The organism is Candidatus Avedoeria danica, from assembly GCA_016703025.1.
Classification (GTDB): domain Bacteria; phylum Chloroflexota; class Anaerolineae; order Epilineales; family Epilineaceae; genus Avedoeria; species Avedoeria danica.
The window spans coordinates 80,339-96,350 of the sequence record JADJCV010000003.1; the positions used below are offsets into that span (position 1 = coordinate 80,339).

Here is a 16,012-nt window from a genome sequence, read left to right on the forward strand (position 1 = left end):
CGGGGGTTGTCAGAACAAGGAGGCCCCGCAGATGCTTGGCTATGCCGTTGTCGACCGTTTCGCGCGTAGCACCGCCGTCCTCGCCATTGCCTGGATGTCAGTGCCCGGCGTTGCCGTTAAGTCGCCGACGCCGACTCCCTATCCCGTGTCGCTCACGCTCGAGGACGCGCGGCGGAGCGTGCGCGAGCGGATGGGCGCCGCGCCGGGCCTGCGCGTCGGCGGTGCGGCGTACATCACCGGCCGCGATCTCTTCGAGCGTTGGCCCTATCGCCCCGGCGTCGCGAACGCCGGACTCACGTACCTCGATGCGATCCATTCATTCGACTCGCGATCCACGGAGCCTCCGGCCGCGCCGCTCGCCGACGTCGTCGTGGTCGTCGAAGGTTCGATCGCGCCGCGCCCGCGATCGGTCCCCGCGGACGACTGGCACCGCGTCGCAACGTCCTTTGTGCTGACCACATCGCTCGGCTGCGCGCGCTTTGACGGCACGCCCCGCGCACCGTTCCACGCCGTTCTCGATGCCCGGACGGGGCAATGGCTGGGCGCGAGCTGGCTGGAGGTGGCGTGGCAGACATGCCTGCTGCGCGATCTGACGACGGCCACGCTACCGCACATCACCCTCGCGACGCCGCTGCCGACGACGGCCGCATCCGCGCCGACGGCGACGCCGCGCCGTCCGCAGTCGTGGCCGTGGCCCGCCGACGGGCCGACGCCGCGGCCGCCCGATCTGCCGGACTACGCTTGGCAGCCGCGGCCCCTCGCGCGTGGCCAGGTACCGGCGGCCCTGGCGAAGATCGCCGCCGACGTGCCGGTCGCTGCGGGGGCGCGTTGGCGGTACGAGTGGTCGTCGATGACGAACTACACGTTCTACGAGCGGCAGGACGTCGTGACGGAGACGATCGACGCGGCCTGGCAGATCGGACCGGACGTCATGGTGAGCCACGTCTCGACGAGCCCCGGCATGCGTGTTATGTGGGGACGAGACGGAGTCTGGCTGTACACCTTCCCGAACGGCTTCGCGACGAACCTGCAGGTGCACCGTGGACTCGGGCCGGATCACAAGCCGTCCCTTTCGATCATGCGAAGGTGGCTCGACAAGATCGCGATCGAAGATGGACAGGAGGCATCGGAGATGGCGGCCAACGCATTGAACGAGGGCGTCGACACGCTGGCGATCGACGCGTTGCCGTGGCCGCCCTCGGTCTGGCACTACGCCACCTGGGCGTGGCACTGGAGCGGCGACGCGGACGTGCGCGTTCCGGCCGGCCGGTTCCGCGGTTGCCACGGGCTTGACGTTGCCTGGGGCTCGAATTCCGGACGGGCATACGATTGGTTCTGCTCCGGGATCGGCCTCGTGCGGCATGACTATCACGACTACGGCATGGGTTACGGCGACAACGCGATGGAGCTCGTGGCCTACGACATCCCGCCCCTCGTCGCCCGCGACGCCCCGCCGTTGCCAACGACGACCGCGACACCGACCAAGACTCCGGCTGCGCCCGTCGCCCGTCGAACCATCAGCCTCATCCGCCAGTAGGCCCGAACACGTCCTCCACCCGAATCCGCACGTCTCCAAACGCCCCCGGCACCACCGCCTCCCCCCGCCCATACCGCACCACCGACGCGTACCCCTTGCCGTCCGCCCTTGGCTCGCGGTGCACCTCGATCACGCTCTCCGCGACGGCGACGACCCAGTACTCCGGCACGCCGGCGCGGGCGTACATCGGCGCCTTGACGCGGCGGTCGAAGCGGAGGGTGGAGTGGCTGATCTCGATGACGAGGGCGCAGTCGGCGGCGGTGATCGAATGCGCCTGCAGCTCGGCCGGTGTGTAGGTCCGCTGGAGCACGGCGAAGTCCGGCATCGGCATGGACCAGCGGTCCATCTTCACGGAACTGCTCGGAAGGATGTCGGCCCGGCCCTTGAACTGATCGTAGATTACGCGGCCGAGAAAGACGCTCGCGGAATTGTGGCCGCCGCCTGTCGGGGACATCGTGTAGATCTCTCCATCGATCAGCTCGACCCGCGCGTCCGGTGGCAGCTCGGCCGCACAGAAGCGGACGAACATGTCGACGTCGAACCGCAGCTTGGTCGGCGCGCGGCCACGGGATGGCGAGATAAACGCGGACGGCGCGCCTGGCGCATTCGGTTGCACCATCGGTGAGACGGTCATGGCCACCCTCGATTCGTGAATCGAAACCGTACGGTCGTCGCCTTCATCCCGGCCCGAGCACCTCGTCAACGCCAATGCGCACATCCTGGAACCCCGCCGGCGTGACGGCCTCGCCCCGCCCATACCGCACCACCGACGCGTACCCCTTCCCGTCCGCCCGCGGCTCACGTTGAACCTCGATCACGCCCTCGCCGACAGCGACGATCCAGTACTCGGGAATCCCGGCTCCCGCGTACGCGCTGGCCTTCCTGCCCCGGTCGAAGCGAAGGCTGGATCGCGCGACCTCGATGATGAGAAGGCAGTCTGCAGGCTCGGCGTGGCGCTTGTGGTACTCGGTCGGATCGTCGTGCCGCACGAGCACGGCGAAGTCGGGCATGGGCATGGACCATCGGCCGAGCAGGATGGAGCTGCCGGGCAGCACGCGGGCGCGATCGCCTAGGCGCTGGACGAGCAGTCGATTCAGGTCGATGGTTGGACCGTTGTGTTCGGGCGACGTCGGCGGCATCTCGTAGATCACCCCATCGATCAGCTCGACCCGCGCGTCCGGCGGCAGCTCGGCCGCACAGAAGCGGACGAACATGTCGACGTCGAACCGTAGCCTGGCAGGCCCGCGGAGGCGGGGCCGGGCGGGCGGCGCGGTCGGTCGCAGTGTTGGCGAGACGGTCATGGGGGCCCCTCGATTCACGTCGTGCACGTGCGGGCAAGGATAGACGGACGGCCGGACGACCGCAACGGTCCTTCGGACACGTCCGCGACACGTTGGCGACACGGGCGTCGAGCTGCAGCCGATGCCTGTGCACCTCGCCAGCAGAGGCGATGCAACTCAGCATGCCATCTTGCGCGCGATCACGGTAGAACGGCCGTGAATCACGGTGACTCGCGGCCAGTACTACCGTGATCGGTTGCGCGCTCCAAGTCCCGACGATAAGCTCACCCCATGCGCTCGACACCAAACCGCCCGCCGCGCCCGTCCCTTCCCGCCGCCCTCCTCGCGGCCGTCGCCCTGGCCATCGTGGGCACCGTCGCTGTCGCCGCCAGAACCCACGGCCGTGCGGACGCCGTCGACGACGCCGTCCGCACGGCCGCCGCCGCGGCCCGCTCCGCGACCGACGACCCCGCACCCCCCTCCCCCTACATCTGGCCCAGCGGCCCCCCCGCCGACCCCACCTACTTCCCGATCGCCGTCTGGCTCCAGAGCCCGTCCAACGCGCAGGCCTTCGCCGCGCTCGGCATCAACCTGTTCATCGGCCTCTGGGAGGGGCCGACCGACGCCCAGCTCGACGCGCTGACGTTGGCCGGGATGCCCGTCATCGCCGACCAGAACGACGTCGCGCTGGCGCGGCGGGGTGCGTCGACGGCCACGGGGCGGATCCTGCAGGGCTGGATGCAGCAGGACGAGCCGGACAACGCGCAGTCGGACGGCCAGGGCGGGTGGGGGCCGTGCGTGGATCCGGCCGAGATCATCGCGCGCTACGAGCGGATGAAGGCGGCGGATCCGGATCGCCCCGTGTGGCTGAACCTGGGGCAGGGCGTGGCCTGGGACCTCGACCGGCCGTACTACGGCCGCGGCAGCGCGTGCGCTGGGCGGTGGGACCAGTACCGGGAGTATGTGAAGGGCGCCGACATCGTCTCGTTCGACATCTACCCCGTCACGAGCCCGGACGCGCCGATCACCGGCGACCTGTCGCGCGTCGCGCTCGGCGTCGACCGGCTGCGCGAGTGGACGGAGGGGGAGAAGATCGTCTGGAACGTCGTCGAGACCACCCACATCGGCGCGGAGGTGAGGCCGACGCCCGCGCAGCTGCGCGCCGAGGTCTGGATGAGCCTCGTCCACGGTTCGATGGGCATCGTGTACTTCGTCCACGAGTGGTTTCCGCGCTTCCGCGAGCCGGCGCTGCTGGACTATCCGGACATGCGCGCCGCCGTCACGGACCTCAACCGGCAGATCCGCGACCTCGCCCCGGTCCTCAACTCGCCGAGCGTCGACCGCGTCGTGGCCGTGGCCCCGGACGACCCGTCCCGCCGCGTCGATGTCATGGTGAAGCGCACGGGCGGCTGGCTGTACGTCCTGTCCGTGGCGATGACGGACGATCCGAGCGACGTGACGTTCCGGATCGACCCGGCGGTGCTATCGCCTGATGTCGTCGACGGCGCAGGGGTCGAGGTCATCGACGAGGGGAGGACCGTCGCCCTCGTCGACGGCTCGTTCCGCGACGCGTTCGGCGGGTACGGCGTGCACCTTTACCGGGTGCGCATCCGCCCACTGACGCCGACCACGCCGGAGCCGGAGTCCACACCGGCCACGACGTCGTGGCGGCTGGTGCTGCCGTGGTTGCAGCGGTAGGCGAAGCGACGATCGGACATCGAACTGGCGTGCGCTCGCCACTCGCCCGGTGAGGCTCAGTGCTGTTCCATTGTCGGCTGTGCGGCCCACGCCAGGCCCCCAACCCCCGGCGCGCTCTGCGCGCCGACCCCTCCCCCAATGCTGGGGCAGGGGTGGCAGGGCCAACAACGCATGGTCGAGTCCCTGCCCCAGCATTGGGGGAGGGACAGGCTGGCCAACGGCCAGCCAGGGTTGGGGGCCCGTGGGCATGGGACAGCCCTGGCAAGGCTTGACTCCCCCCACCCCGCGCACCATCATCCCGCCCCACCGGCCCGGCCCCGTCGCGCCGCCTTCGCGCGCGCCGCTGCCGCAGACCGCCGCCCCCGCACGATCCGCCCCATGAACGAACGCCTTCGACAGCGCGAAGCCTCCGGCCAACCCATCGAGGTCGCCTTGGTCGGCGCCGGGGCGATGGGCGTCGGCATCGCGTGGCAGATCGCGCGGACGCCGGGCATGCGCTTGGCGTGCGTCGTCGACCTCGACCTCGCCGCGGCCCGCAGGGCGGCCGACGCGTACGGCGCGCCGTCCCAGACCGTCGGCCCGGGCGACCGCCTGCCCGCTCGCGGCACCGTCCCGATCGCCGCCGACCCGTTCGACCTCATCGGCCGACCCGAGCTTCGTCTCGACGTCCTCGTCGAAGCGACGAACACGATCGGCTTCGCCGGGCGGTTGTGCGAGGCGGCGATCGACCGCGGGCTGCACGTCGTGCTGATGAACGCCGAGGTCGATCTGGCGCTCGGGCCGCAGCTCGTGGCGCGGGCGGAGCGCGGCGGCAAGGGGGCGATCGTCACGAGCGACGGCGGCGACCAGCACGGTGTGCTGGCGCGGATGATCGACGAGATCGAGCTCTGGGGCTTCCGAACGGTCATGGCCGGCAACATCAAGGGCTTCCTCGACCGCCACGCCACGGCGGCGTCGCTGGCGCACGAGGCGGCGATCCGCAACCTCAACCCCGTGCAGTGCTGCGCCTACACGGACGGCACCAAGCTCGGGGTCGAGATGGCGCTCCTGGCGAACGGCTACGGCCTCGTGCCGTGGCTGCCGGGCATGGAGGGGCCGCGGGTGGCGGACGTGCGGGACGTCTTCCAGGCGTTCGACTTCCACAAGTACGGCTCGACCGGCGTCGTGGACTACATCCTGGGCGCGGAGCCGGGCGGCGGCGTGTTCGTCGTCGGGCAGTGCGACGACCCCCTCCAGCAGCGCTACCTGCAGTACTACAAGCTGGGCGACGGGCCGTTCTACCTGTTCTATCGCCCCTACCACCTCTGCCACCTCGAGACGCCGCGCGCGATCGCCCGGGCCGTGTTCCATGGTGAGGCCGTCCTCCAGCCGCGCCGCGGCCGCGTCGCGGACGTGTACGCCTACGCCAAGCGCGATGCGGCGGCCGGCGAGGATGTGCCGCACGGCATCGGCGGCGACCACTGCTACGGCCTGATCGAGCGCGCCGCGGACGCCGACGCCGCCGGCCACGTCCCGATCGCGCTGCTCGACGTCGAGGCCGGCGAAGAACGGCCGCGCATCCGGCGCAACATCGCCAAGGACACGCCGCTCACCTGGGACGACATCGTCCTCCCCGACAGCTGGCTCGTCCGGCGCTGGCGGGCCGAGGGCCTGGCTGTCCCGGCCGCGTGACCGCCCCGCCCGCTGCCGTGATGCCCGGCGTCGGTGCTGCGCCGCCCAGTGTCGCGCCGCCCAGTGTCGCGCCGCCCCGCGGTTCACCGCACGTCGTCGTCATCGGCGGCGGCGTGTGCGGGCTGTACGCCGCGCGCGTGGCGGCCGGTGCCGGGCTGAACGTGACGGTGCTCGAGCGTGACGACGTCGTCGGCGGTCTGGCAGCCGGGCGGCGGATCGAGGGCAACTGGATCGATCTGGGCACCCACCACCTCCACGCCTTCGACGCCGCCATCTTCGATGACGTGCGCGCGATCATGGGCACGCGGCTGCGGCCGATCGAGAAGCTGGCGCTGGTGCGCTACGGCCGCGGCTTCCGGCGCTACCCGCTGGCGTTCGGCGACCTGCTGCGCGGCATCCCGCCGTGGACGCTGGCACGCGCGCTCTTTGGTCTCGTCGGCCAGCAGCTCGTGAATCGCCTGCGCCCGCGTGCGGCCGTCGACGCCGAGCAGGCGCTCATCGCCCTGTACGGCCTGCCCCTCTACCGCTTCTTCTTCCGCGACTTCACGGCGCGCTACTGGGGCATGTCGCCGCGCGCGCTGTCGGCCACCTTCGTCCGCCGCAAGATGCCGCGCCTCTCGGCGATCGACATCGTCAAGCGCGCCCTGGCCCCGCTCGGCTTCCGCGACGCGCGCGGTGCCGCCGTCGACAGCGCGCTGGCCGAGGAGACGCTGTGGTACGGCGTGCGCGGCAGCGGCGAGATGCCGACGGCCCTCGCCGAGCACGTGGAAGCCTGCGGCGGGCGGATCATCACGTCGGCCCCCGTCACGGCCGTCGAGACGGCGGGCGGCCGGGTCGTCGCGGTGCGGTATCGGCCGGCGGGCGCGGGTGCGGGCACCGCCGCCGACGACGCCGGCGACGTGCGCCTGGCGTGCGACGCCGTGATCAACACCGCGCCGATCAACCACATCGTGCCGCGCTTCGACCCGCCGCCGCCGCCGGACGTGACCGCCGCCGCCGCCGCGTTGCGCCACCGCCCGATGGTGGCCTACGCCTTCCTCATCCGCCGGCCGCGCGTCCTGAACGCCTTGTACGTCTACTACCGCGACCGCCGCTTCCATCGCCTGGCGGAGCCCAAGAACAGCGGCCTGGCGATCGACCCGCCCGACCACACGCTCCTCCTGGCCGAGCTGATGTGCGCACCGGACGACGGCCTGTGGCGGGGCGATCCCGACGCCGTCGCCGATGTCGTCCGCGACCTCGAGGCCGAGGGCGTCTGCCGCGCCGACGAGATCGTCCGGCTGCACGTCGTCCGGGCCCCCGAGGCCTACCCGGTGTTCGATCTCGGCTTCGAGCCGCACCTCGAAGCGCTCCAGTCGTTCGTCGCCCGCTGGCCGAACGCGTGGTCCGTCGGCCGACAAGGCGGCTTCGGCTACCCGAACATGCACGCGGCGATGCGGGAGGGGGCGACGGCGGCGGAGAAGGCGGTGGCGATCGTCCAAGCGGCACGCGCCGCCGAACCGCAGGACGAAGCGTTGCCCGCCGACCCCGTCAGGATCAGCGCGTAGGCATCGCTTTCGTGGGCCGGGGTTGACCGCATTTCCTGGACCTGCGAACCGCCGATAGGAGCCGACCCATGATCCGCCGAATGCGTCCGCACCTCGCTCTTGCTCTCGTCGTGACGGCCGTCGCCCTTTGGGCGGCCGGTGGCGGGATGTGGCTGCCGATGGTTCGGCAGGCGCACTCCCCTTCCAACGTCATCGTCGCCGCAACGCTCGCCCGCCAGCCGCTGCTGTTCGTGGCCAACTCGGGCCAGGCGGAGCCGTGGTCGACGTTCGTGGCGCAGGGGGAGACGACGAGCGTCCTGTTCGGGCCGGGCGGGGCGCGCGTGCGCTTGGCGAAAGCGGGCGCGGCGCGGTCGCTGGCCTGTCGTGGCAAGCATGGGGACGGGGTGTGCCTTGGTGCGATCGGCGCCGGTGGTCCACCGGACCCGCTCGCACCGCTGTCCGCCGGTGCGCGGGCGGGCGACGCGGCGCGTGGAACCGTCGACGCGGTCGAGCTGGCGTTCGTCGGTGGTCGGGACGACGTCGTTCCGGTGGCCGAAGCGCGGGCGGCGACGACGGTGAGCTTCTTCAGCGGGCCGCGCGCAGCGTGGCGGACAAGGCAGCCGACGTATCAGCGACTCGTCTATCGCGCCGTATGGTCCGGCATCGACGTTGCGTTCGACGGCGAGGCGAGCGGCCTCAAGCAGACATTCACCGTCGCGCCGGGCGCCGATCCGGCGGCGATCGCACTGGCGTGGCGCGGCGCGCGGTCGCTGCGCGTGGATGGGGCGGGGCGGCTGATCGTCGGGACGACGGACGGTGACCTTGTGGACGCGGCGCCGGTGGCGTGGCAGGAGGTCGGCGGGCGGCGGGTGGCGGTGGAGGTGGGGTATCGGCTGGACGACGAGGAGGGCGCACGGCCGTGCGCCCCTGCCGGGAAATGCGATGGGTTGGCGTACGGGTTCGGGGTGGGTGAATACGATCCGACGCGGCCGCTCGTCATCGACCCGGCCGTGGTGGCGTGGGCGGGCTTTCTCGGCGTGGCGGGGACGGACCGCGGGCTTGGGATCGCCCTTGGACCGGACGGGGCGGTGTGGGTGACGGGGGAGCGTGGGACGCAGACCTACGTCGCCAAGCTGAAGGGGGACGGGTCGGTCGTCGAGCACGTCGCCTTGTTGGATGCGGACGGCAGCATCGCCGGCTTCGACATCGCCGTCGACGGTGCCGGCTTCGCCTACGTGACGGGCGCGGTGATCGGCGACGGCGGGGGCGCGTTCCCGTTCGAGGGCGGGCCGGACGGCAGCTACAACGGCGGCGCGGCGGACGGCTTCGTCGCCAAGTTCGCGCCCGACGGGGCCGACCTCGTGTACTGCGGCTACCTCGGCGGCGCGGCCGTCGACTTCGGCGAGGGCGTCGTCGTCGACGGCGACGGGCACGCCTACCTGTCGGGCCTGGCCGAATCGACCGAGGCGACGTTCCCGGTCACGGTTGGTCCCGATCTGACGCACAACGGCGACTTCGATGCCTATGTCCTGAAGCTCAAGCCGAATCCGACGTCGAGTGACGTCGCCGCCAACTATGCGTACGCCGGCTTCGTCGGCGGGTCGGGGCTCGACGTCACTGTGACGGATGACGGCTGGCTCAGCTCCGGCCACATCGGGATCGACGCCGTCGGCGCGGCCTACCTCTCGGGTCAGACGACGTCGCACGAGGACACGTTCCCGGACGGCGACGGGCTGGGCGACCTGCCGACGTTCGACGGGACGCACAACGGCGGTGACTGGGATGCGTACGTCGCCAAGGTCCGGCCCGACGGCGCCGGGCTGGCGTATGCCGGCTTCCTGGGCGGCAGCGCCGACGACGACGGCAAGGGGATGGCGATCGACTCCGACGGCGCCGCGGTCGTCACCGGCGCCACGTTGTCGGACGACTTCCCGGCTCGGGTTGGGCCGGACCTCACGTACAACGGCATGTACGACACGACGCTGACGAAGATCGCGCCCGACGGGCGGTCCCTCGTGTGGTCGGGCTTCGTCGGCGGCGACGACGACGAGCAGGGCCAGGCGGTGGCGCTCGGGCCGGACGGCGCCGTCTACGTGACCGGCCGCACGGAGTCGGTCGCGGCGACGTTCCCGGCCACAGGCGGTCCGGACGGCACGCACAACGGTCCCAAGGGCTTGTCGGACGACGCGGACGAGGGCGATGCGTTTATCGGCCGTCTGGCGGCGGAGATCGACGACGCCGACCCGCGCGGCAACTGGGACTACTTGGGCTACGTCGGCGGCGACCAGGGCGACGGCGCCTACTGGGTCGCCGTCGACAGCCAACACCGCGCCCACATCGTCGGTGACGTGGACTCCGGCGCGGCGACATTCCCGGACGGCGACGGCATGGGGCCGCTGCCGACGTTCGACGGCATCTTCAAGGGCGCCACGGACGCCTTCGTCGCGCGCATCGACTGGCGACCGCCGCCGTCGCTTGCGTTCCTGCCGTGGCTCGGCCGCGCCGTCGGCCGCGACGACGTGCCGCCGCCCGCCGCCGTCACCCTGGCCCCGACGCCGACGCCCCGGCCGACGAACACGCGCCGCCCGACGAACACGCCCGCGCCGACCGCCCGCCCGACGAAGGCGATCACGCCGCCGGCGGGCGAAGAGGTCGTCTTCTTCGACGACTTCGGCGACACGGCCAGCGGTTGGCAGGTGATGGACGAGGACGGCGACGTCTGGCGCTACGTCGACGACGAGTTCGAGGTGGCCACGGACGTGGTGAAGTGGATCACCGCGCCGTTCGCGCCGCGCCGGGTCAGCTTCGGCGACGGCGCGCTGACCGCCACGGCCCGTCTGGCGGAGGGGTCGGATGCCAGCTACGGCCTGATCTTCGGCGCCTCGACGCCCTACCTGTTCGCGTTGAACGGCGGCGGTCGCTGGGGCGTCTACAAGATCGCCGGCGGCAGCCTGTCCGAGGTCCTGCCGATGACGAACGCCTTCGGCATACCGAACGCGCCCGGCACGGCCGTGCGGCTGCGCGTCGAGCGCGACGGGACGACCGCGGTGCTCTTCATCGACGGCGCACGCAAGGGCCAGGTGACGAACGACGACTTGGCCGGACCCGGCCAGCCGGGCCTGTTCATCTACGCCGGCAACAACACCCCGGCCGGCGCCCGCTTCGACGACTTCCTCGTGACGCGCTGGACGGCGGAGCGGGCGACGCCGACGGCGGGGCCGTAACGGGATCCGGCACGACGTGCCTCAGGGTGCGCGGATCAGCTGCTTGGAACGCCTATCAACAACCACACGGGCAAGGATCGTTGCAGAGGCGGATCCAGTCATCGCGCCGGTTCTTATGGGGAACCTTATGCGGGCCGCGCGAGGACTGGATCCGCGGCGGCGAGGGCGTTGCACGGTCGGGAACGTACGTCCACAATGGGGGCGGCATCGTCACGGGTTTCGGGATCTGCGTTGGCATCGAAAGCGACATCAGCCAGCCGGGTCCACATCCCGAACTGGGCGAGTCCGAGCCACATCACTGACCGCGCAGCAAGGAGGACGGGATGCTCTCCGAGTTCAAAGCGTTCGCGTTCAAAGGCAACGTCGTCGACCTGGCCGTCGGTGTGATCATCGGCGCCGCGTTCGGCAAGATCGTCTCGTCGCTCGTCGACAACGTCCTCATGCCGCTCGTCGGGCTGATGCTCGGCGGCGTCGATCTGACGGCCCTGAGCGTGACGATCGGGGCGGTCGAGCTGAAGTACGGGCTCTTCGTACAGAGCATCCTCGACTTCGCGATCGTGGCGTTCGTGCTCTTCCTCATCGTCCGCCAGGCGAACCGCTTCATGGCTGGCCCGCCGCCGGAACCCGTCGTGCCGGAGCCGTCCGACGAGGCGAAGCTGCTCGGCGAGATCCGCGACCTGTTGCAGGCACGCGGTTGAGGCAAGGAGCCAAGGCGGGTGCGGAGCCCCGACGGGTACGGACCCAAGCGTAGGCAAGGAGCCAAGAGCATGAACACCCAGCGCATGCCCAATCATGGCCGCCAGGTCGCCCTCGCGGCCGCCGTCCTGCTGGCCGCCGCCGCAACGTCGTCGCTCGTCGACGATGGGCGCCGCCCGCCGCCCGCCGCCGCCCAGGCGCCCGCCGTCGTGCCGGCGTTCGGCCGACTGCCGCTGGCGATCGTGCCGAACGGCGGCCAGGCCGATCCGTGGGCCACGCACGTCGTGCGCGGCGGCCGGGCGAGCGTCCTCTTCGGCCCGGGCGGGCTGTCGCTCCGCCTCGTCACGCCGCCGCCGCCCGGTCCGTGCGACCGCATGGTCGTCGACGGCGTGTGCTGGGCCGACGTGGAACGCCCGGCGGCGCCGGACGCGCTGGCCGCGCTGGACGCCGGCGGGCGGTCCGGCGACGCGCTGCGCGGCACCGTCGACGCCGTCGGCCTCGTGTTCGTCGGCGGTCGCCCGGAAGCCCTGCCTGTCGCCGAAGCGCCGACGGGCGGCGTGTGGAGCCGCTTCAGCGGCCCGCCCGAGGACTGGCTGCGCGGCCTGCCGATCTACGGCCGCGTCGCCTACCGCGCCGTCTGGCCGGGCATCGACGTCGCGTTCGACGGCACGGACCGGCGCCTGAAGCACACGTTCACCGTCGCACCCGGCGCCGATCCGGACGCGATCGCGCTGGCGTGGCGCGGCGCGACGGGTGCGGCGATTCGCGCGGACGGCGCGCTCGTCGTCCGCACGGCCGCGGGGGACATCGTCGACGAGGCGCCGATCGCGTGGCAGGATGTCGACGGGCGGCGGGTGGCGGTGGATGTGCGGTATCGGTTGGCCGGCGGCGGCGACGCGAATCGATACGGCTTCACCGTCGGCCCGTACGACGGTACCCAGCCCCTCGTCATCGACCCGGCCGTTGTCGTCAGCGCCGGCTGGATCGGGGGTGACGAGCGGGATCGCGGCCTCGGGATCGAGGTGGACGCGGCGCGCAACACCTACGTCGCCGGCGAGCTCGGGGACGCGGCGTTCGTGACGAAGATCGATGCGACCGGGACGCAGATCGTCTACCAGGTGATCATCGACGGCGAAGGCAAGGACGCGGCCTTCGACATCGACGTCGATCCGCACGGCGCGGCGTACGTGACGGGTTCCACCCCGTCGGACGAGCGCACGTTCCCGGTGAGCGGCGGACCGGACCTGACGTACAACGGCGGCCAGCTGGATGCATACGTGGCCAAGATCGCACCGGACGGCTCCGACCTCGTCTACAACGGCTATATCGGCGGCGCCGGGGCCGACTTCGGCGAGGGGCTCGTCGTCGACGCGGACGGGGCGGCGTACGTCTCGGGCGATGTCGACTCGACGGAGCGCACGTTCCCGGTGAAGATCGGGCCGGACGTGACGCAGAACGGAAAGGTCGACGCCTTCGTGGTCAAGGTCGCGCCCGAGCCGTTCGCCGCCGAGCCGGTGGACAACCTGGTGTGGGGCGGCTTCATCGGCGGGGCGGGCAACGACGTGGCGGTCTATCCGAGGAATTGGAGCGCCGGCCACATTGCGATCGATCGGGAACGCAACGTCTACCTGAGCAACACGACGGACTCGGATCAGCGGACGTTCCCGGACGGCGACGGCTTCGGCGACATCCCCGGGCCGGACCGGACGTTCAACGGCGTCCTGGACGCCTACATCGTGAAGATCCGTGCCGACGGCACCGGGTTCGTCTACGCCGGCTACGTCGGCGGCACCGGCGACGACGACGCGAAGGGGATGGCGGTGGACGACGCGGGCGCGGCCTACTTCACGGGCGCCATGGACACGAGCGACGGTTCGTTCCCGGTGACGGTCGGGCCGGACCGGACGTTCAACGGCGCGGCGGACGCCTATGTGGCCAAGGTGAAGCCGGACGGGTCGGCGCTCGAGTACTGCGGGTTTGTCGGCGGCGACAACGACGATTACGGCCAGGCGGTGGCGCTCGGGCCGGACGGGGCGCTGTACGTCACCGGCTGGACGCGCTCGACGGAGGCGACGTTCCCGTTCGTCGGCGGGCCGGACCGGACGTTCAACACGGACGCCGAGCACCGGGCCGACGAGAACGTGATGGACGCCTTCATCGGCCGGCTGAAGCTCGACCCGAGCGCGACCGACCCGACGGCGAACTGGGACTACATGGGCCTGATCGGCGGCAACCTGTGGGACGCGGCTTTCTGGCTGGATGTGGACGACGCGGGTGCGGCGTACGTCGTCGGCGACACGTTCTCGGACCGCGACACGTTCCCGGGCGGCGACGGCATGGGGACGATCCCGGGCCCGCCGGGCGGCGCGAAGGCCAACATGGATGCTTTCGTGGCCAAGGTGGCGTGGCGCGAGGTGCGGCCGCGGCAACAGGCCCTGCTGCCGTGGGCCGGTCGCGACGCGGCGCGCGACGCGTCGAGTGCGCCGGTGCCGTTCGAGCCGACGGCCAGCGCCACGCGCCGCCCGCTGCCGACGTTCACGCCCACCCACACTGCCTCGCCGCCGCCGCGGCCGACCGCCGTGGTCACCGTGCCGGCGGGCGAGGAGGTCGTGTTGTTCGACGACTTCGAGGATGTAAACAGCGGCTGGCCGCTCTACGACTTCCAACAGGAGCACGTCCGGTATGCCGAGGGCGGGCTGGACCTCATCGCCGACGGCTCGAACGTCCTCGTCCGGTCCGGCGCGCCCGTCGGGATGTTCGGCGACGGGGCGTTCGAGGCGACGATGCGCCGCGTCGGCGACAGCGGGGCGTTCTACGGCCTCGGCTTCGGGCCGCCGAGCCTCGGCTTCATGTTCTTCGTGTTCGCCGACGGGACGTACGGCATCTACGAGCTGGGCGGCGTCGGTGCCAAGACGCACCAGGGCAAGCGCGCCTCGGCCGCGATCGCCCGCGGCACGGCGCCGAACCGGCTGCGGGTCGAGCGCGAGGGCGCGATGGTGACGCTCTTCGTGAACGGCGAGCGCCTGCGGACGTTCGAGCACCCGCTCCTCGCCGAGCGCGGCGGCGCGGTGCTCATGCTCCAGGCGGTCGGCGACGGTGCCGCGACGGCCCGCTTCGACGACGTCCTCATCACGCGTTTCACGGGCGATCGCCCGACCGCGACGCCCTCGCCCGAGCCGACGGCCATCCCGACACCGTCGCCGGAGCCGACGCGGCCGGCCGGCGCAATCCTCTTCCAGGACGACTTCAGCGACCCGACAACCGGCTGGGTCACCGTCGATGACGCCCAGCACCGAATGCGCTACGTGAACGGCGAGTACGAGGTCGCCCTGCGCTTGACGGACATCTTCGTCCTCGGCCTCGCGCCACAGGTCCGCTGCGCGAACTGCACGGTTGAGGCGACCGTCCGCTACGCGTCAGCCGCCGTCGGCACGGCGGGGATCGCCGTGGGCGAGAACGTCAGCGTGGCGCAGGTGACGCTGCAGATCCAGCCCGACGGCAAGTACATCATCGAGCGCTACAACGGCACGACCTGGCAGACGCTCGTCGGCCTGACCGCCTCGGACGCCCTCCTCACCGGCGCCGGCGCGGTGAACCGCCTGAAGGCGGTCCGCCGGGACGGCCGCGTGACGTTCTTCGCGAACGACACGGAGCTGCGCGCGCTTGACGTGCCGGGGCTGGCGACGGCGGGGCGGGCGGGGGTGATCGTGACGAGCCTGGCGGATCCGGACGTGGTGGTGCGGTTCGATGACTTCGTGGTGCGGGAGGGTGGGGGAGGGCCGCTGTTGGAAGCGGTGTCGGGCGAGCGTCGTGCCGGCGGTCGGCCTGAGGCCCTCTCCCCCCGACCCCCTCCCCCAAGTCTGGGGGAGGGGGAGGATCACGGGTTGGGGGGAGGGATGATGGCGGTCGGGGTCGGCGGGTCGATCTCGATCGTGGCGGAGCGGAGGGTCATGGGCAGGTAGAGGATGTGACGATCGAGCGGCGTCGGCGTGTCCGTCTGCGTCGGCGTGCGGGAAGGCGTCTGCGAGCCGTAGGTCGGCGTGTCCGACGGCGTCGGCGTTGACGATGGGCCGGGGGTGGAGATGGTCGGCGACGGCGTCCGCGTGGTCGTCGGCGTCTCCGACGGCGTGGCGGTCGCGGGTGTCGGCGGCGTGATGGACGGCGTCGGCGACGTCGTGACCGTGATCGTCGCGCTGCCGGGCGGCAGCGGGGTCTCCGTGGGCGTCGACGTGGCGGTGGGCGGGTCGGTCGGGGTGGTGGACGGGGCGGAGGTCGACGTCGGCGACGGTGTCGCGGTGGGCGACGGCGTATGTGTGGGCGTCGTGGTTTGCGACGAGGTCGGGGTCGACGTCGGCGCCGGTGTGGATGTGGACGACGGCG

General features: G+C 71.8%; 9 protein-coding genes. 7 read left to right on the plus strand and 2 right to left on the minus strand.

What is annotated here, in order from left to right; translation table 11 throughout:
- Window positions 1-31 precede the first annotated feature (31 nt).
- The gene (locus IPG72_02385) at window positions 32-1,537 is read left to right on the plus strand and encodes a hypothetical protein (protein MBK6767880.1); all 1,506 of its coding nucleotides are present in this window, start codon (window positions 32-34) and stop codon (window positions 1,535-1,537) included.
- Here the strand turns inward: IPG72_02385 and IPG72_02390 are convergent.
- Both IPG72_02390 and IPG72_02395 read right to left on the minus strand, forming a co-directional pair.
- Window positions 1,524-2,171, minus strand: coding sequence for a Uma2 family endonuclease (locus IPG72_02390; GenBank protein MBK6767881.1), 648 nt, complete (start codon window positions 2,169-2,171; stop codon window positions 1,524-1,526). The genes IPG72_02385 and IPG72_02390 overlap by 14 nt on opposite strands.
- Before the next feature lie 43 nt (window positions 2,172-2,214).
- Entirely contained in the window at window positions 2,215-2,838 is a 624-nt protein-coding gene (locus IPG72_02395) for a Uma2 family endonuclease (GenBank protein ID MBK6767882.1), read from the minus strand.
- 270 nt (window positions 2,839-3,108) lie between these two features.
- Here IPG72_02395 and IPG72_02400 point away from each other — a divergent pair, with 270 nt between their 5' ends.
- From IPG72_02400 to IPG72_02425, 6 genes are all read left to right on the plus strand, one after another.
- Entirely contained in the window at window positions 3,109-4,515 is a 1,407-nt protein-coding gene (locus IPG72_02400; protein MBK6767883.1) for a hypothetical protein, read from the plus strand.
- A gap of 378 nt (window positions 4,516-4,893) precedes the next feature.
- A complete protein-coding gene (locus IPG72_02405) occupies window positions 4,894-6,186 on the plus strand; it encodes a homoserine dehydrogenase (protein MBK6767884.1) in 1,293 nt (430 codons plus the stop codon).
- On the plus strand, window positions 6,183-7,733 hold the full coding sequence (locus IPG72_02410) for an FAD-dependent oxidoreductase (GenBank protein ID MBK6767885.1): 1,551 nt from the start codon (window positions 6,183-6,185) through the stop codon (window positions 7,731-7,733). The genes IPG72_02405 and IPG72_02410 overlap by 4 nt, the downstream gene beginning before the upstream one ends.
- 68 nt (window positions 7,734-7,801) lie before the next feature.
- A complete protein-coding gene (locus IPG72_02415; GenBank protein MBK6767886.1) occupies window positions 7,802-10,936 on the plus strand; it encodes a hypothetical protein in 3,135 nt (1,044 codons plus the stop codon).
- Between the two features lie 323 nt (window positions 10,937-11,259).
- The gene (gene mscL, locus IPG72_02420; protein MBK6767887.1) at window positions 11,260-11,634 is read left to right on the plus strand and encodes a large-conductance mechanosensitive channel protein MscL; all 375 of its coding nucleotides are present in this window, start codon (window positions 11,260-11,262) and stop codon (window positions 11,632-11,634) included.
- 69 nt (window positions 11,635-11,703) lie between these two features.
- Entirely contained in the window at window positions 11,704-15,594 is a 3,891-nt protein-coding gene (locus tag IPG72_02425; GenBank protein ID MBK6767888.1) for a hypothetical protein, read from the plus strand.
- Window positions 15,595-16,012 lie beyond the last annotated feature (418 nt).

Bases quoted from the DNA above. Each gene is read 5' to 3' on its own strand.
- IPG72_02415 (MBK6767886.1), top strand. From the start codon at position 7,802: ATGATCCGCCGAATGCGTCCGCACCTCGCTCTTGCTCTCGTCGTGACG.
- mscL (MBK6767887.1), top strand. From the start codon at position 11,260: ATGCTCTCCGAGTTCAAAGCGTTCGCGTTCAAAGGCAACGTCGTCGAC.
- IPG72_02395 (MBK6767882.1), bottom strand. From the start codon at position 2,838: ATGACCGTCTCGCCAACACTGCGACCGACCGCGCCGCCCGCCCGGCCC.
- IPG72_02425 (MBK6767888.1), top strand. From the start codon at position 11,704: ATGAACACCCAGCGCATGCCCAATCATGGCCGCCAGGTCGCCCTCGCG.
- IPG72_02400 (MBK6767883.1), top strand. From the start codon at position 3,109: ATGCGCTCGACACCAAACCGCCCGCCGCGCCCGTCCCTTCCCGCCGCC.
- IPG72_02390 (MBK6767881.1), bottom strand. From the start codon at position 2,171: ATGACCGTCTCACCGATGGTGCAACCGAATGCGCCAGGCGCGCCGTCC.
- IPG72_02385 (MBK6767880.1), top strand. From the start codon at position 32: ATGCTTGGCTATGCCGTTGTCGACCGTTTCGCGCGTAGCACCGCCGTC.
- IPG72_02405 (MBK6767884.1), top strand. From the start codon at position 4,894: ATGAACGAACGCCTTCGACAGCGCGAAGCCTCCGGCCAACCCATCGAG.